Genomic DNA, 15,614 nt, shown 5'->3' with positions numbered 1-15,614 from the left:
GATCGACATCCTTGCCTTCCTGTTCTTCCGTAACTTTTTTCGTCATTTGGGCCATACGGCCGGGGATGCTGGCGTTATCGCGCTTTCAGGAAACGACCCAGAATTTCCGCGACCTCATCCGGGCGTTCTTCGGTAATCCAGTGCGCGGCGTCTACCCATTCGAGGCGTGTATTGGTAGCGTCGCTTTGAGCTTCTCCGCGTACTCGGGTTTCTGAAAGGGATCGTGACGCCCCAGAGCACATCCGGCTCTGCGCTTCGATGGAGACGTTGGCATCGTCGGGCTTGTCGGACTTGCCGTAGTTGAGCAGGTCCGGCGCGATCACGCGATGCGTGCGTGCCAGGGGCGGGATGACGTTGCGCCAGAGCAGGCTGGACGTCGGAATGCCATGCAGCAGAAGCACCGGCGGGCCCGCGCCCTGCTCGAGGTACGCGATGCGATGGCCGCCGACGTGTAGGTATTGATGATTGAAGTTGCTCCATCCATGCGTTTTTTCCTTGGCTGTTCCTTCAACTGTTCCTCCACTCTAGTTGTCATTGGAGGCGGTTTCTTGCATGAATTTAACTCTTTTTGCCACCGATCGCAGACGCTCACTTCGAAGCAGTGACGACGATTCCGGTTGGCCAGGACGCGGCGAATGATCTAGTTGTACCAGTGGTTCCATTTGCGTTGCGGTGAGTGGTTCGCCAAACGCATGCCAACACCGCATGGGCGGAAAGGAGGCATCATGCCCCGGCATATCATATTCGACGTGAACGAGACGCTGCTCGACGTTGCGGCGCTCGATCCTTTCTTCGAGCGGCTGTTCGGCGATGCTCGTACGCGTGTCGAGTGGTTTCTGACCCTGGAAGAGAGCTGGCTTACGGCAACCGTCATCGACCGCTACCAGCCCTTCGGTGAGCTGGTCCAAGGCGCCTTGACCATGACCGGTCGGCGACGGGGAATCCACGTGACCGACGCTCAGCGACAGGAACTGGTGGAGGGACTCAAGACGCTGCCGCCCCATGCGGACGTGCTGCAGGCATTGCAATCGCTGCGCGACCATGGCCTGCACCTCACCGCCTTGACCAACGGCAGCCTGGACACGGCGAAGCAGCAACTGGCATCGGCCGGATTGACGGACTGCTTCGACGCCATCATGGCGGTGGAAGAGGTAAAGCGCTACAAGCCAGCCCCCGAACCCTACCGGATGGTCGCGGAGCGCCTGGGCATCACCACGGCCGAGATGACGATGGTTGCGGCACACGCGTGGGACATCGCCGGTGCGGCGAGTGCCGGCTGCCAGACGGCGTTCGTCGCGCGGCCGGGCAAGGTGCTCAACCCGGTGGGGATCCAGCCGGACATAAAGGGAGACGACATGCGAGAGGTCGTCGAGAAGATCCTCGCTCGCCAAGCCTAGGATTTTCGCACCGCAAGTCGATCGAGACGCAGTCGCTCACGCGCGTCGAAGAGCCGAACCCGTCAACTCGCACTGCAGATGAATGAGGCCGGTCAGCGATGGACACTGAAGCGAGATCGCATGGCGGCCTGGCGGCCACCCAGCATGCCCTGGATCAGGCCGACGTCGAGTAGCAGGTCTGTCGTGAACCGATAGCGGAACACGGCGGCGATGTTGCCGACCTCATCGGGCCGGGGCAGGCCGGTGACGGTTTCCAGCGGTTGGGCATCGAGGCGCTGCTCGACGGCTTGTTGAGCAAGCGTGAGGATCTCTTTCTTGCGCGCGCGGTAATCGTCCGATTCGACGCGTGCTTTCACTTGCTGCCAGACCGTGGAAAGAAACGCCGGCCAATGGGCGATCCCCCGATAATAACTGGCGACCCCCGGGTGGGCATGAGTAGCCTTTATATCCTCGAAGATCGCTTTTACATCGGCCGGCGCCTCCTGCTCGCTCAGCATGGCGAGCGCCCGCGTGCCGGGCGCTACGGCGCGTGGCAGGATGGCGCTATCACGCGGAGCGGGAACGAGCCCAAGGTCGAGACAGGTCGCGAGCAGTACGAGCTTGGGCAGGACGTAGTGGATGCTGTCGGTAAACGGTTGGATATCCTCCAGCGCCCCGAGCGCCGACCAATCCGTGTCGGTGGGGAGTGGATCGAGTATGGCTGCCGCCCTGAGCTCATCGGCGACTTCTTCGAATGCGTACGTGCCGACGCCAGGCGCCAATGCGCGCCATGCGCCATCGAAATAATCCGGCCAATTGGCAAGTGCACGGAAGAGAAAATTGTTGAACGGCACGCGCAGTATCGTCTGTATAGACTCATAGGTCTCGCGAATCTGGGCATCGGCCTTGTCCGGCGTGATGTCGGTCAGGGAAGGGAGAAGGGCTTCGCCAGCGGCCAGGCGCTGCTGATCTGCTTCGTTCATGGGCATTCCATCCAAGGCATCGAGGTGTTTACAACAACGATAGGCGTCGCTCTTCTCTGGAGCAAAACCCATCGGGCCGGACCGGTTCTTGTGCGGGTCCGTAATTCATTGCGTTGGAGAGAAGAGGGGCATATGCCTACCCTGTGCAGACAGAGCAAGGATTGGGTAGGACAGCCGCTGTGCATGATGCGGCGGACACTCTCGAAGGAGCGAGTGATGAGCGATGAACGGACGACCCTGGGCGATGCACAGTCTCGCCTGGAGGCGATCTACAGCGATCTCGATATTGCCGAGGAGACGCGGCGTCGGCTGGCGCAACCTGCGCTGACCCTGCAGGTAAGTATCCCCGTACGCATGGACAACGGCTCGTTACAGGTCTTCCAGGGCTGGCGTGTGCAGTACGACGATACGCGGGGACCGGCGAAGGGGGGGTCCGCTTTCATCCAGACGTTACCGCGGACGAGGTGACCGCGCTCGGCTTCTGGATGGCGATCAAGTGCAGCGTCCTCGATCTGCCCTTTGGCGGGGCGAAAGGGGGCGTGTGCGTCGACCCCAAGGCCTTGTCGCGGCTCGAGCTGGAGCGGATCTACCGCCACAAGCACGCGACCCGCGAGCTCAAGGGCATGGTCTATTGCGAGTCGTCGCTGTGCGAGGAATCCGGGGTCGAGCGCATGAGCAACGCCGACCTGCTGGCGCTGGATGTCGATGTGCTGGTGCTCGCTCGCCGCCCTGGAAAACCAGATCGATGACGCCAATGTCGGTCAGGTGCGGGCCAAAAGCATTCTTGAAATCGCCAATGGGCCGATCACCGCGAATGCCGACGCCACGCTCGAGGAGCGCGGCGTTACCGTCCTTCCGGATGTGCTGGCCAACGCTGGGCCGGGCTCCTGGCTGGGCAACGCCTTCGCGGTGATGGCGGCGTTGGCGATGGCCTCGAACTTCACGCTGTGCCGCACCCGTCCCGGCGTCGACATGACGCCGATGCTGGTGCTCTCGGGGCTGCTGGTCGCCGCTGCGGCGTGGCTGGCAGGGCTGGCCGCCGGAGACGCCGTGGTCGTGCCCACGGCGGCCCAGGCCGGCTACCTGGCGCTGCTCTGCCTGGTGCTGCTGCCGCTGGGCTTCACGCTGATTCAGCGCGGGCCGCTGTATCTGACGGCGGCCGATGTCAGCCTGCTGATGCTGCTGGAAACCGTCACCGGCACGCTATGGGTGTGGTGGCTACTCGGTGAGACGCCTGCGCCGCTGGCCTTCGTCGGCGGCGCGTTGGTAGTGGGCACGCTGATGACCAAGGGCCTGCTCGACCGGCGTCGCGAACGCGCGGCAAGCGGCCCCGCGCGGGGTGAAGCCGCTGGCGATAGCTGCTAGACTCCGCCACTTGTCGTCGATAGCCTTTAGACCAAGGTCGCAACCTTTCGACGGCTGACGCACACACCCGGCTACCAACCACGGGATCGACACGGCCATGCCCTCGAGTGCCGCGAGCAGTCCACCCTAGCGAACCGCCTGCCTCCCCGCGTGCCCGGCACGCCGCGACGTGAGCGTGCCTTGGGCATTCTCCGCTCGCCGCCGTCTTGCTGTGCCCGACACTCAGTGCAGAGATCATCGCCATTCATGGAGCGGCCGGCTCAGGGCCGCGTTGACTGCGCGCTGCGTCTCCGACAACAACGGAACCGAGAATGATTCGCTCCCTTCGACAGACCTGGTTTTCCAACATCAAGAACGACTCGCTGGCCGGCATCGTCGTCGCCCTGGCGCTGATCCCCGAGGCGATCGCCTTCTCAATCATTGCCGGTGTCGACCCCAAGGTCGGCCTCTATGCATCTTTCTCGATTGCCGTGATCACCGCCTTTGCCGGCGGCCGGCCGGGGATGATCTCGGCGGCCACCGGCGCCATGGCGCTGTTGATGGTCACCCTGGTCCGCGAATATGGCCTCGAGTACCTGCTCGCCGCCACGCTGCTCACCGGCGTGCTGCAGATCGTCGCCGGCTACCTGCATCTGGGCGAGCTGATGCGCTTCGTCTCGCGCTCGGTGGTCACCGGCTTCGTCAACGCCCTGGCGATCCTGATCTTTCTGGCTCAGATTCCCGAGCTGACCGGCGTCACCTGGCATGTCTATGCGATGACCGCGGCCGGACTGGGCATCATCTACCTGTTCCCGCTGCTGCCGAAGATCGGCAAGGCCGTGCCCTCGCCGCTGATCTGCATCGTGGTGCTGACCCTCGTCTACTTGGTCAGCGGCATGGACATTCGCACCGTCGGCGACATGGGCGAGCTGCCCGACACGTTGCCGATATTCCTGTGGCCCGACGTGCCGTTGAACGTCGAGACGTTGGCGATCATCTTCCCCTACGCGGTGATGCTGACCGTGGTCGGCCTGCTCGAATCGATGATGACCGCGACCATCGTCGACGATCTGACCGATACGCCCAGCGACAAGAACCGCGAGTGCAAGGGGCAGGGCATCGCCAACATCGGCGCCGGGCTGTTCGGCGGCATGGCCGGCTGCGCGATGATCGGCCAGTCGGTGATCAACATCAAATCCGGCGGGCGCACCCGGCTGTCGACGCTGATCGCCGGCGTCGGCCTGTTGCTGCTGGTGGTATTCCTCAGCGACTGGGTGTCGCAGATTCCCATGGCCGCGTTGGTGGCGGTGATGATCATGGTCTCGATCGGTACCTTCAGCTGGGAATCGCTGCGCGATCTGAAGAAGCACCCCATGAGCACCAATATCGTCATGGTGGCCACGGTCATCGTCGTGGTCGTCACCCATAACCTGGCGATAGGAGTGTTCGTCGGCGTGTTGCTGGCCTCGCTGTTCTTCGCCAACAAGGTCGGCCGAGTGCTGTATATCGGCAATGCCATGAGCGAAGACGGGCGTACCCGTGAATACCGCGTGGTCGGCCAGGTGTTCTTCACCTCGGCGGATCGTTTCACCGACGCCTTCGATTTCAAGGAAACCGTCGAGCGGGTGAGCATCGATCTGACCCATGCGCACTTCTGGGATATCACCGCGGTCGGCGCGCTCGACAAGGTGGTGATCAAGTTCCGCCGCGAGGGCACCGACGTCGAGGTGATCGGCCTCAACGAGGCCAGCGCGACCATCGTCGATCGCTTCGCCATCCACGACAAGCCGGACGCCGTCGAGAAGCTGATGAGCGGCCACTGATAATAAGGAGCGACTACTAATGCGAGAGATAATGGCATGTATCGATGGCTCCAGCTTCTCGCCTGCCGTATGCGATGCCGCAGCCTGGGCCAGCCTGGTGGGTAGCACCACCACCGACATGATCCGCCATGCCAGCGTCCCCGTCCTGATCATCCGTTGATCGCCTGGCCTGGCTTCGACAGGCGCTGGGGTTCCGGCTGATCGGACCTGGCGCCATCGAAAGGGGCTTCTCGCGGTGCAATACCGGATGGCGGTCCGGAAAGGCCCTAAGCGCCTGCTCTGGGAGCAGGCTGCAGGCAGCGCGCTAACAGGGAGCTTCGATCATGAGTTACAAGGATGTCGTCAAGCAGTATCCGGGAGTTCTCGCGCTTTGCTTCATAGCGGTCTTTTCGGGAAACCTGGGACAGACCTTCGTCGTCGGATTCTTCCAACCGGCCATTTCCGAAACCTTTGCACTGACCAACGGGCAGTTCGGCATGGCCTACTCAGCGGTAACGCTGATCTCCGGTTTCTTGATCTTCTTTATCGGGCCTACGTTGGACTGGGTCCCCGCCCGCCTGTTTGCAGCATTTATCGTACTGGCCATGACGCTGGGGGTTCTACTTCTTACGCTGACGTCATGGCCCATTACGGCGCTTATCGGGCTCGGGTTGGTCCGGTTTTGTGGCCAGGGCTTGTTCACTCACCTGGGTACGACGGTTGTCGCCAAACAGGTCGCTCAGGCCCGTGGCCGCGCGCTTGCACTGGTCACCCTGGCGATGCCGATCGGCGAGGCGATACTGCCCTCCGCCATTGCGGGGGCCTTGCTTGTCATGGGCTGGAGGGAAGTGTGGTGGGTAATGCTGGCGACACTGCTGGTTATCTGGCTGCCTGTATTGACCTTGACTGACACTTGGCCAACGCCATCCCATCAGCATCATCCTAAAACAGATAAAAGCGACACCGACTCGTCTCCCCGGCCTTTGAGTGACATGCGCTTCTGGCGGCTCAGCTTGATGATGATGTCGATCGGGATAGTCAACACCGGAATTTTCGTATTTCAAGCGGACCTGGTCGGAGAGTTCGATGCGACGCCCTCGGCCTTTGCCGTGGGCTTTGCGCTGGCAGCAACGGGGCGCGTATGCGGCGCCCTGATCGCGGGGCGTCTGGTCGATAGGCTGGGTGCGGCAATGATGGCGCGTTTATATCTGTTCCCGCTGATGGCGGGTCTATTGATCGCCGTCGGCCTTCAAAATGCCTATGGAATTTTTGCCTACATGCTCTTGTCGGGCCTGGTCACCGGCATGCAGGAGCCGACTATAACGAGCCTGCTCATTCAAATATGGGGAAGCAGGAACCTGGCGACGCTGCGCTCGGTCTTTGCAGCGGGGATGGTGTTCTCGTCAGGCCTGGCGCCTGCGGTGTTCGGCCTTCTGCTGGATGCCGGCATAGCGTTCACGACGATATTGTTGTTGATGGTCGCCATGGTCGCTATCGGATGGTTGCTGGCCTGGAAGCCCCTGCAGGAAGCTGCTCGTGGCATCAGCCGGCAATAGAGCGGCTTGCCGTAATCACGTCTGTGCGTGGCCTTAATCTGCGCAGTCGATGCACTTGAGTACGGTCGGGTCCCATTGCAATCTTGCCAATGAAATCCATTCGCCACAGTCGATGCACTCGCCGAATTCGCCTGACTCGAGTCTCGCCAGTGCAGACTGGATTTTACGCAACGTGACTTGGCGTCTTTGCTCTTCGGCCTTGGCCATTGCCTGGGCCTGCATGGCGTCCATCCGCGAAAGACGACCCACCGATGTCTGGTCGAGCATGACCGTGGCACGCGAGTCGGTGCTATCGGCACTCTCTTCGAGCAGCTTGTCGCGGGTGCTGTGCAGCTTCGCAATGATGCTTTCGACATCAATCTCGGGGTGATTCATCGAACTCTCCAGTACGCTCGCGACAGGACCACGGCTAAACGGTAAGCCATGGCGAAATTCTAGGAGATCCAGATCCGGCTGTGTAGCGATTGCCCCGGGCCGATGCATGATCCACAGGCGACCGGGCTTCGCAGGATAGCCATGGACGGATGCCCTCGAGAGGCTGGTGAGCCGACTCCGATCGTCCCGGGGATGTATCGGGTGCTGTTCACGGCGCACCGGATGAGTTAGAAACGAGGTAAATGGACAGAGAGGAAGGACGCGCGCGATGAGCGAGCAAGTCATGGCCTGTATCGACGGTTCCGGCTATGCGCCGGCGGTCTGCGACTACGCGGTATGGGCCAGCCAGCGGTTGGCTGCGCCATTGGTGTTCATGCACGTGCTGGACAACCATCCGCCACCGCAGGCCGGCGACCTGTCCGGCAATATCGGCCTGGGCAGTCGCGAACACCTGCTCGACGAGCTTGCCCAGCTCGACGAGCGGCGCGCCAAGGTCGCCCAGCAGCAGGGCCGGCTGATGCTTGACGAGGCCCGTCAGCGCGCCCAGCAGGAAGGCGTCGCCGAGCCCCAGACCCGCCAGCGCAACGGCGAGCTGGTCGAGACGCTGAGCGAACTCAGCGGCGACATCCGGCTGCTGGTGTTGGGCAAGCGCGGCGAGTCGGCGCACCGGGCCAGTGAGCATCTGGGCTCGAATCTTGAGCGCGTGGTGCGGGCGATGCATCGGCCGATCCTGATGGTGCCCGAGCGCTATCGCGCGCCCGAGCGGGTGATGATCGCCTTCGATGGCAGCAAGACCACCCGCAAGGGCGTGCAGATGATCGCCGATAGCCCGCTGTTCAAGGGCCTGGCCTGCCATGTGGTGATGATCGGCGCGGATATCGCCGATATCCAGGCCCAGCTCGACTGGGCGCTCGATATCCTCAACGACACGGGGATCAAGGCCCACGGGGCGATTCGCGCCGGCGAAGTGGAAGCCAGCCTGCACGAATACCAGCACGAGCACGCCATCGACCTGCTGGTGATGGGCGCCTACGGTCATTCGCGAATCCGCCAGTTGCTGGTCGGCAGCACCACCACGGCGATGCTGCGCAATGCCGACATTCCGCTGCTGCTGCTACGTTGAACGCCCAACCGACGGTACCCGCGCTATTCAAGGAGCCAACAGCATGATTCAGCGTCACGATATCCAGACCCGCATGAGCCGGGCGGTCATCCATAACGGCGTCGACGCATTGCTTGGCGAGGTCGGCGATCAAGGCCGAACACACCCAGCCGACCCCGCAGACCCGGCTGTACTGAGCCGCCGGGCGAGCGCCAGGGTCTACAGCGCGCTCTCGTCGGCGATCGCCGGCGGCGAGGGTTGGAACTGCAGCAGGGGTGCCAGGCGTTCCGCCTGGACTTCGCCGACCCGGCACAACTGGTCGGCGATCTCGGCGTACTGGCGCAGGATCGGCTCGATCAAGCGATACTGCGCAGGGTCGTTGCGGGCTTCGTCGGCGGTATCGGCGAGCCATTCGAAGAGCCGTGCCAGGCGGTGGTAGTTGGGATCGCCGCGCCCGCTATTGCCACGCAGCGCATCGAGTCCCAGGCAACGCTGCACGCTGCGCTTGTTGGGATCGAGGCTGTCCTTGGCAAGCAGCATTTCGGCCTGATGGACGAAGCGCTCCATCAACTGGGCGGTCTCGAGACTGCGCTGCTGGCGTTGCTGGCCGGCCAGACTCTCGATCAGCGTCTGCTGCTGGTGACGCTGCTGGGCGACGATCACCACCAGCAGCACGACCAGGCCCATGGCGGCGACCAGCGCCAGGCCATAGACCCCGAATAGCGCCAGGGTGTCCGGCGCCAGCGGCCAGCTCGGCGCACTGGCGACGATGCCCAGCCCGCCCAGCAATAACGTGGCGACTACCACGAAAACGATCAGTGTTGTCACACCCGGCTCCCGGCTCCGGCGAGGCGGAACCCACCTCATCTCTGGCTGTTATCGGCTGCACGGACGATAACTTGACGATGTCGCTCGTCGCTGGACAGCTGCGTCAGCACAGCCCGCCATTGACGGCCAGCGTCTGGCGGGTGATGTAACCGGCATCGGGGCCGCACAGGAAGCTCACCGCGCCGGCCACTTCGTCGGCGCTGCCCAGGCGCTGCATGGGGATCGCCCGGCGCGCCTCGGCGAAGTCGCCGTCGGCGGTCATGTCGCTGTCGATCAGCCCCGGCGCCACGCAGTTGACGGTGATGCGGCGCTTGGCGAGCTCCACGGCGAGCGCTTTGACCGCGCCGATCAGGCCGGCCTTGGCGGCGCTGTAGTTGACCTGGCCGCGATTGCCGATCAGCCCCGAGACCGACGACATCACCACGATGCGCCCCGGCGCGCGGCGGCGGATCATCGGCATCACCAGCGGCTTCACCACGTTGTAGAAACCGTCGAGGCTGGTGTCGATCACGCTGTCCCAGGCCTCGTCGGTCAGCGCCGGGAAGGCGCCGTCGGCGGTGATGCCGGCGTTGCAGACCACGCCGTAGTAGGCGCCGTGTTCGGCGATGTCGGCTTCGAGAGTGGCGCGCGCCTGGGCGCGCTCGGTGACGTCGAAGCACAGCACGCGGGCTCGACGGCCCAGCCCGCGAATCTCCTCGGCGACCGCCTGAGCCTCCGCGATCCGGCTGCGGCAGTGCAGCACCACGTCGAAGCCGTCGCGGGCCAGGCGCAGGGCGATCGCCCTGCCGATGCCACGGCTCGAGCCGGTCACCAGGATCGTGCCGGAGACGCGGGCGGTCGTGGAGAGCGAGGCGTTGTCACGGGTCATGGGCGGCGTCCTGGGGCGGCTGATAGATGGTCAACCGGCCCTCGGCCAGCGGCGCGGCGCCGGGAGTATCCACTGCCAGGATCTCGCCGCTGAACTGACCGAGGCCGTTGGCGGCGACGAAATCGCAGCCAATGCGCACCTCGAACGTCACGCCAATCGAAAAGTGCGGTCTGCAACTGGTGTAATGCCGACTGCCCACCAGAACACCCATCGCCGACGACTCGCCGCGTTGCGCGGCCTGCCAGCCGGCCCAGGCCGCGACCGCCTGGGCCAGCCACTCGATGCCCACCCAGCCGGGGATGCCCTGGGCAGGCATTCCTGCGGCAGGCGCCCCTGCAGCCTCGGCGAACAGATCGTCGGCGCGCGGCGCGAGCCGGGCGGTCAGGCCGTGTTCATCGGCAGCGATTAGCGTGTCGAGCAGGCACATGCCCGCAGCGTGGGGGACATACTCGGCGATGGGTCGGGGCAGGGCGAGGGCGATGTCGGGGGGCGAGGCGTAAGTCATTCAGTCCTCCCGGCTCAACAGCAGGCTGGCGTTGTTGCCGCCGAAGGCGAAGGAATTGCTCAGTGCATGGCGCGGCGCCCGGGCGGGCATGGGGTCATCGACCAGCGCCAGCGGCGCCAGCTGGGGATCGTAGACGCCGTCGTAGACGTGGCGCGGCAATCGGCCATGCGCCAGCGCCAGCCAGCAGAACGCCGCTTCCAGCGCGCCGGCGGCGCCCAGGGTATGGCCGGTCAGCGCCTTGGTCGAACTCGCCGGCGGCGAAGCGGCGAACAGCGCGCTGACCGCCAGCGCCTCCATGCGATCGTTATGCAGCGTGCCGGTGCCGTGCAGATTGAGATAATCGACCTGCTGCGGCGTGATGCCGGCCTGTTCGAGCGCGCCGCGCATGGCCGCCAGTGCGCCGCTGCCGTCGGGGCGCGGCGCCGAGATATGGTAGGCGTCGGCGCTCTCGCCGACGCCGGCGAGCTGGATGCCGCCGGGCTCGGCGGTGACCATGAACAGCGCCGCCGCCTCGCCGAGATTGATGCCGTCGCGATGCGCGGAAAACGGCAGGCAGGGGCGTTCGCTGACCGCCTCGAGGCTGGCGAAGCCGTTGACGGTCAGCCGGCACAGGCTGTCGGCGCCGCCGGCGATCACCGCGTCGCACTCGCCGGAAAGCAGCAACCGCCGGGCGCTGGCCAGCGCCCGGGCGCTCGAGCTGCAGGCGGTGGACAGCGCATACACCGGGCCGGTGATTCCCAGCCGTTCGGCGACGAAGCGCGCCGGCGCGCCGAGCTCCTGGCGGGCGTAGCGAAAGTCGTCGGGCAGCGGCGCCGAGCGTCCGGCGGTGGCCAGCGCCGCCTCGGTCTCGCCGATCCCCGAGGTGCTGGTGCCGATCACCACGCCGATACGTTCGCGGGGATGGCGCGCCAGCCCCGCCTCGAGGCTTGCGTCTAGCTGTTCCCCGAGCCGTTCCAGCGCCAGCGCCAGCAGCCGGTTGTTGCGACTGACATGTTCGGCGGGCCAGGCGCGGGTATCGGCCAGTGGCGTCGCGACCCGGCCCAGCGGCAGCGGTCTTCCCGGGGTGAAGGCGTCGCTGACCGCGAGCCCGCGGCGGCCATTGAACAGCGCCTCGGCGATGCGCTCATTGGTATCGCCGAGACTGCACACCACGCCGGGCGGCGAGAGTCGGCAGGGTACGCGGCGGAACGCGGCGTCGCTCATGGGGAATCCTTCAGCGGGATGATACGTAAACGGTAGTGGCCCTGACGATCGTCGAGCAATACCGGCTGGCGAGTGCCGGCGTGACTGTCGGCAGGGCTGATGCGGGCGATCAACTGATCGCGGTAGCGAATCTCCCGCGAGCGCTCGCTCAGCGTCAAGCGCCATGGCGTGCCGGCGAACGCCTCGCGCAGCGCCGCGGCGGGCCACAGGCACCATTGCAGCCGCGCCGCCAGCCAGTCGGCCGGCGGCAGGCGCTGCTCGATCTCGGCGAGCGGCACGTCGCCGGCGACGTAGCGACTGCCGTCGGCATCCTGGACCAGCGTCACCAGGCGCTGGCCGTAGGGGGTCAGCAGCGCCGCGCGCAGTTCGCTGCCGTCGAGGCGGATCAGCGCGATCAGCGTCTGCGGCTCGGGGTCGTCGTCGCGCTCGAAGGTCAGCTGGCGCTTGAGCGTCGCCGGCTCGGCGAGCGCCGGCTGGCTGGGCGCGGGCGGCAGCGGCGGGGCCAGCGAACAGCCAGCGAGCAGCGCCAGCAGCGCAGCAATGACGAGCGGTCGCGAATAGCGCATCTCAGCGCACCGCCGCGGACGTGGCGCCGATCACGATCACATCAGCGTCGAATGCTTGCTGACTAGTCATGCGTTCTCCTGTCGCGTCGTCATGTCTGGCGAACGGACCCAGGGCACCAGCAGCCAGACCAGCGTCAGGCCGATCAGGCAGGTCAGGCCCAGGTTATGCAGCGCCGGGGTGGCGCTGAAGGCCAGCAGGCCGAAGGCCAGCACGCTGGTCAACGTCGACAGCGTGATCGCCAGCCAGGTGGCCGGATGGCGGCCATGCTCGGCGCTGAAGATGCCGGCGTCGAGGCCGATCCCCAATACCAGTAGCATACCCAGTTGGCTGAACAGATTCAGCGGTATGCCGGCGATCGCGAACAACGTGAGCACACCGAGCAGCGCACCCAGCGCCGGCGCGGCGACCCGCCAGGCGCGGCGGCGATAGCGCCAGGCCAGCACCAGCATGAGCCCCGCCAGCGCGGCGACCACCCAGCCGGCGATGTGCCGACGCAGCTCGCCGAGCAGCGCCGACAGCCGGGCGACACGGTCGACGTAGCTGACCGCGTCGTCGCCGACGGCTAACTGCTGCAGCGCGGCGACCTCGTCGGGGGCGTCGACGCCGGTCAGCAGCAACGTCGCCGCCAGCATGCCGGCTTGTTCGCCACCAGCAGCGTCCACGCGACCCAGCCACAGCCGGCGGTCGCGTTCGCCGGCGGGCATCGCCAGCCAGTCGGCGACGCGCAGCACCGGCACGTCGTCGAGGGTGGCCCGGGCGCGGGTCAGCGTCTGCGGCGGCAGCCCGGCGCGTTCGACCAGCGTGGCCAGCGGTTCGCCGTAGAGCCGGCGTACCCGCGCGAGGTTGGCCTGTTGCTCGGCCGGCGGGGGCACGCGCTCGGCGAGGTTGTCGTAGCCGATCGCCAGGCCGGCGTCGATCCGCGCATCCAGTGCGTCGCCAAGCGCGGCCAGACGTTCGAGCAGGGCGGCCTCGTCATCGGCGCGCACCAGCAGGTAGTGGCTGCCGGTATCGCTGCCCAGCAGCGTTTGCACCTGGCGCTCCTCGGCGAGTCGCTGCGGCGACGAGGGGTTGAGCAGGCGCAGGCTGTCGTCGAATTCGAGGCGCCCGGCGACGATCGCCAGCATCAATGCCACGCCGATCAGCGCCACCCACGGCGACAGCCGCTGGCGCGGCGTGGTGGCGCGCCACAATCGCTCGGCCAGCCGCGCGGTGGCGGGGTGCGCCGGCAAGCGCAGCCGCGGCAGCCACAGCACCACGCACAGCCAGGCGCCGATCAGCCCGAGCGCCGCGAAAATCGCCATCTGGCGCAGCCCGGGCAGCGGCGTCAGCGCCTGGGCAAGATAGGCCGCCAGGCTCGAGGCGAGTCCCAGCGCGAGCCCCGGCAACAGCGGACGCAGCCGAAAGCTCGCTCCCCGGATTGCGCGGTCGCTCTGCAGATGCAGGGCGTAGTCGATGGCCACGCCGATCAGGCTGGCGCCGAACGCCAGGGTGAGCAGATGCAGCCGGCCGAACAGCGCCAGGGTCAGCGGCAGGGCGAACAGCAGTCCCCCGATCAGCGGCAGCAACAGCGCCACCAGCGTGCGCGGCGAGCGAAAGACCGTCAGCAGGATCACGATCAGTCCGGCGAAGGCGCCAAGGCCGATGGTCGAGATCTCGCTGCGTGCCTGACGGGCGCCGGCGGCGGCGTGAAAGATCAGCCCCGATTGCAGCAGCTCGGCCTTGGGGTGGGCGCGCTCGAACGCCGCCAACTGCGCGACGAGGGCCTGCTGGGTCGGCAGCGCGTAGGGGCTGCCCGCCAGTTGGCCGACCAGCAGGGCGCGGCGCGTGCCGGCGCCGTCGCGCACCGTCAACAGGCCCTGCCAGGCCTCGATGCGCGCGTCGTCCTGAACGTTCAGCCAGCGCGCGAGCAGGCCGAACGGATCGCGTATCGGCTGCGGCGAGCCGAGCGGCGAGAACAGCCGCTCGAGGGCCGGCTCGACCAGCGTGGCGCCGCCGTCGGCATCGATCGCCGCCTTGAGCGCCGGGGTCAGCAACCGATAGCGATAGTCACCCAACGTCTCGCCGGGGTCGGCGTCGGCGAGGTCGACGTCCCGCCAGTCGAGGCGGGCGAGATCGGGGAGCTGGCTCAAGCGTTCGGCCAGCGCGGCGCTGGCCTTGGGCAGATCGTCGGCGGCGAGCAGCACCACGAAGCGATTCTCGAAAGGCTGGCCGAGCTGCGCCGAGGCGCGCTCGATCAGCGGCGCCTGGCGATCCTCGGGCAGCAGTGCGGTGAGCCGGGTGTCGCTGGGCAGCCCGTCGCGCAACTGCCAGGCCAGCAGCAGCGTGCAACCGACGAGGATGGCTGCCCAAAGCCAGGCCAGGCGGCGCGAAGAAAGCCAGGCCAGGCGGCGATGCGGCTCACTCGCCATCCGCGCTCTCGCCGTCCTGGGGCCTGTCCGCGTCGAGCGGGCGCTGGTCGCTGAAGGTCACGTTGAGCGTGTCGTCGTTGGCGGCGCGCAGGCGGAGCGTTTGAAGATAGCGGCCGCCGGCGAGCTGAATGCTGTCCAGACGTTGGCGAACGGCCTGCTGGCGCGGTACCAGGTCGACGCGCCAGGCTTTAGCGTCGCCGGCAAGGGTGATCTGAAAGCGCTGCTCGAGCGCGCGCCAGTCGCCGTCGAGCAGGCTCAGCAGCAGCTCGGCGGCCTGCTGGCGGCGACGATCCTTGCCCGTCCCATCGAGGTGCGTGGCATCCTGCGGCGTGAACACCAGGCGCTTGTCGACCGGGGTTTCCAAGATCCATATCACCCGCGTAGCGCGTTCGTAGCGAAAGCGCCCGCGGCTGACCAGCTCGGTGTCGAGATCGGCCAGATAGCGCGTCTGCTCGAAACGTCCGGCGATGTCGGGGGTCGCCGCCAGTCGCGCCTGCAAGTCCTCCAGCTCGAAGGCCAGCGCCGGGACGCTCCACAGCAGTAGCAGCAGGCTCAGGACTCGCATGGTTGGCTCCTTAGTACTACAGTCGTAACTACAGCCGTGATCGTTCATGCATTGCCATCCGGGCTTGCTGCTGCCGACAGTGGCACTGCCAAGCCCGGTACTGGTGCTTTCGTCGCCAGTCCGACCAATGAA

General features: G+C 66.1%; 16 protein-coding genes and 1 pseudogene. 7 read left to right on the top strand and 10 right to left on the bottom strand.

All coding sequences use genetic code 11. The features are described from left to right. Positions 1 to 74 precede the first annotated feature (74 nt). The gene (locus K7I12_RS03585; protein ID WP_031382699.1) at positions 75 to 401 is read right to left on the bottom strand and encodes an alpha/beta fold hydrolase; all 327 of its coding nucleotides are present in this window, start codon (positions 399 to 401) and stop codon (positions 75 to 77) included. Between the two features lie 324 nt (positions 402 to 725). On the opposite strand from K7I12_RS03585, the gene K7I12_RS03580 reads away from it, so the two are divergent. Further along, a complete protein-coding gene (locus K7I12_RS03580; protein WP_231663041.1) occupies positions 726 to 1,397 on the top strand; it encodes a haloacid dehalogenase type II in 672 nt (223 codons plus the stop codon). A gap of 92 nt (positions 1,398 to 1,489) precedes the next feature. Here K7I12_RS03580 and K7I12_RS03575 read toward each other — a convergent pair whose 3' ends face one another. Continuing rightward, positions 1,490 to 2,359, bottom strand: coding sequence for a halocarboxylic acid dehydrogenase DehI family protein (locus tag K7I12_RS03575; RefSeq protein ID WP_031382701.1), 870 nt, complete (start codon positions 2,357 to 2,359; stop codon positions 1,490 to 1,492). A 132-nt stretch (positions 2,360 to 2,491) separates the two neighbouring features. On the opposite strand from K7I12_RS03575, the pseudogene K7I12_RS17640 reads away from it, so the two are divergent. From K7I12_RS17640 to K7I12_RS03555, 5 genes and pseudogenes are all read left to right on the top strand, one after another. Further along, a pseudogene (locus K7I12_RS17640) lies at positions 2,492 to 3,108 on the top strand (Glu/Leu/Phe/Val dehydrogenase dimerization domain-containing protein). Then, positions 3,065 to 3,724: a DMT family transporter gene (locus tag K7I12_RS17455; RefSeq protein WP_051907340.1), complete on the top strand. Its 660-nt coding sequence runs from the start codon at positions 3,065 to 3,067 to the stop codon at positions 3,722 to 3,724. The pseudogene K7I12_RS17640 and the gene K7I12_RS17455 overlap by 44 nt, the downstream one beginning before the upstream one ends. A 311-nt stretch (positions 3,725 to 4,035) precedes the next feature. Next, positions 4,036 to 5,526 carry a SulP family inorganic anion transporter gene (locus K7I12_RS03565; protein WP_031382705.1) on the top strand — a complete coding sequence of 497 codons (1,491 nt, stop codon included), beginning with the start codon at positions 4,036 to 4,038 and terminating at the stop codon, positions 5,524 to 5,526. A gap of 19 nt (positions 5,527 to 5,545) precedes the next feature. Continuing rightward, positions 5,546 to 5,686, top strand: coding sequence for a hypothetical protein (locus tag K7I12_RS03560; protein ID WP_160171082.1), 141 nt, complete (start codon positions 5,546 to 5,548; stop codon positions 5,684 to 5,686). 163 nt (positions 5,687 to 5,849) lie between these two features. Beyond that, the gene (locus tag K7I12_RS03555) at positions 5,850 to 7,061 is read left to right on the top strand and encodes an MFS transporter (RefSeq protein ID WP_231663039.1); all 1,212 of its coding nucleotides are present in this window, start codon (positions 5,850 to 5,852) and stop codon (positions 7,059 to 7,061) included. A gap of 33 nt (positions 7,062 to 7,094) precedes the next feature. On the opposite strand, the gene K7I12_RS03550 is transcribed toward K7I12_RS03555, so the two are convergent. Then, on the bottom strand, positions 7,095 to 7,436 hold the full coding sequence (locus tag K7I12_RS03550) for a TraR/DksA family transcriptional regulator (protein ID WP_231663038.1): 342 nt from the start codon (positions 7,434 to 7,436) through the stop codon (positions 7,095 to 7,097). 268 nt (positions 7,437 to 7,704) lie between these two features. Between K7I12_RS03550 and K7I12_RS03545 the strand changes: the two genes are divergently transcribed. Continuing rightward, positions 7,705 to 8,559 (top strand): universal stress protein, encoded by an 855-nt coding sequence (locus K7I12_RS03545; RefSeq protein WP_031382708.1) that lies wholly within the window; start codon positions 7,705 to 7,707, stop codon positions 8,557 to 8,559. A gap of 198 nt (positions 8,560 to 8,757) precedes the next feature. Here the strand turns inward: K7I12_RS03545 and K7I12_RS03540 are convergent, their stop codons facing one another. The 7 genes from K7I12_RS03540 to K7I12_RS03510 all read right to left on the bottom strand — a co-directional run bounded on the left by K7I12_RS03540 (position 8,758) and on the right by K7I12_RS03510 (position 15,482). Continuing rightward, positions 8,758 to 9,366 carry a hypothetical protein gene (locus tag K7I12_RS03540; RefSeq protein WP_231663037.1) on the bottom strand — a complete coding sequence of 203 codons (609 nt, stop codon included), beginning with the start codon at positions 9,364 to 9,366 and terminating at the stop codon, positions 8,758 to 8,760. A gap of 103 nt (positions 9,367 to 9,469) precedes the next feature. Further along, a complete protein-coding gene (fabG, locus tag K7I12_RS03535; protein WP_051907341.1) occupies positions 9,470 to 10,234 on the bottom strand; it encodes a 3-oxoacyl-ACP reductase FabG in 765 nt (254 codons plus the stop codon). Further along, positions 10,224 to 10,739, bottom strand: a complete 516-nt coding sequence (locus K7I12_RS03530) for an ApeP family dehydratase (RefSeq protein ID WP_231663036.1) — start codon at positions 10,737 to 10,739, stop codon at positions 10,224 to 10,226. Before K7I12_RS03530 ends, fabG begins: the two co-directional genes overlap by 11 nt. Further along, positions 10,740 to 11,942 (bottom strand): beta-ketoacyl-ACP synthase, encoded by a 1,203-nt coding sequence (locus tag K7I12_RS03525; protein ID WP_231663035.1) that lies wholly within the window; start codon positions 11,940 to 11,942, stop codon positions 10,740 to 10,742. Beyond that, positions 11,939 to 12,508, bottom strand: coding sequence for a DUF3261 domain-containing protein (locus tag K7I12_RS03520; RefSeq protein ID WP_231663034.1), 570 nt, complete (start codon positions 12,506 to 12,508; stop codon positions 11,939 to 11,941). The genes K7I12_RS03525 and K7I12_RS03520 overlap by 4 nt, the downstream gene beginning before the upstream one ends. A 66-nt stretch (positions 12,509 to 12,574) precedes the next feature. Then, positions 12,575 to 14,917, bottom strand: coding sequence for an MMPL family transporter (locus K7I12_RS03515; RefSeq protein WP_231663033.1), 2,343 nt, complete (start codon positions 14,915 to 14,917; stop codon positions 12,575 to 12,577). Next, positions 14,907 to 15,482 (bottom strand): LolA family protein, encoded by a 576-nt coding sequence (locus tag K7I12_RS03510; RefSeq protein WP_231663032.1) that lies wholly within the window; start codon positions 15,480 to 15,482, stop codon positions 14,907 to 14,909. Before K7I12_RS03510 ends, K7I12_RS03515 begins: the two co-directional genes overlap by 11 nt. Positions 15,483 to 15,614: the final 132 nt, after the last annotated feature.

The sequence above is a fragment of the Halomonas sp. IOP_31 genome, assembly GCF_021151495.1.
Taxonomy (GTDB): Bacteria; Pseudomonadota; Gammaproteobacteria; order Pseudomonadales; family Halomonadaceae; genus Modicisalibacter; species Modicisalibacter zincidurans.
Note: the sequence above shows the minus strand (reverse complement) of the source record. Positions and strands in the feature narration are given on the sequence as shown.

Coding starts and splice junctions, on each gene's coding strand:
- K7I12_RS03580 (WP_231663041.1), top strand. CDS start 726: ATGCCCCGGCATATCATATTCGACGTGAACGAGACGCTGCTCGACGTT.
- K7I12_RS03575 (WP_031382701.1), bottom strand. CDS start 2,359: ATGAACGAAGCAGATCAGCAGCGCCTGGCCGCTGGCGAAGCCCTTCTC.
- K7I12_RS17455 (WP_051907340.1), top strand. CDS start 3,065: ATGTGCTGGTGCTCGCTCGCCGCCCTGGAAAACCAGATCGATGACGCC.
- K7I12_RS03565 (WP_031382705.1), top strand. CDS start 4,036: ATGATTCGCTCCCTTCGACAGACCTGGTTTTCCAACATCAAGAACGAC.
- K7I12_RS03560 (WP_160171082.1), top strand. CDS start 5,546: ATGCGAGAGATAATGGCATGTATCGATGGCTCCAGCTTCTCGCCTGCC.
- K7I12_RS03555 (WP_231663039.1), top strand. CDS start 5,850: ATGAGTTACAAGGATGTCGTCAAGCAGTATCCGGGAGTTCTCGCGCTT.
- K7I12_RS03550 (WP_231663038.1), bottom strand. CDS start 7,436: ATGAATCACCCCGAGATTGATGTCGAAAGCATCATTGCGAAGCTGCAC.
- K7I12_RS03545 (WP_031382708.1), top strand. CDS start 7,705: ATGAGCGAGCAAGTCATGGCCTGTATCGACGGTTCCGGCTATGCGCCG.
- fabG (WP_051907341.1), bottom strand. CDS start 10,234: ATGACCCGTGACAACGCCTCGCTCTCCACGACCGCCCGCGTCTCCGGC.
- K7I12_RS03530 (WP_231663036.1), bottom strand. CDS start 10,739: ATGACTTACGCCTCGCCCCCCGACATCGCCCTCGCCCTGCCCCGACCC.
- K7I12_RS03525 (WP_231663035.1), bottom strand. CDS start 11,942: ATGAGCGACGCCGCGTTCCGCCGCGTACCCTGCCGACTCTCGCCGCCC.
- K7I12_RS03520 (WP_231663034.1), bottom strand. CDS start 12,508: ATGCGCTATTCGCGACCGCTCGTCATTGCTGCGCTGCTGGCGCTGCTC.
- K7I12_RS03515 (WP_231663033.1), bottom strand. CDS start 14,917: ATGGCGAGTGAGCCGCATCGCCGCCTGGCCTGGCTTTCTTCGCGCCGC.
- K7I12_RS03510 (WP_231663032.1), bottom strand. CDS start 15,482: ATGCGAGTCCTGAGCCTGCTGCTACTGCTGTGGAGCGTCCCGGCGCTG.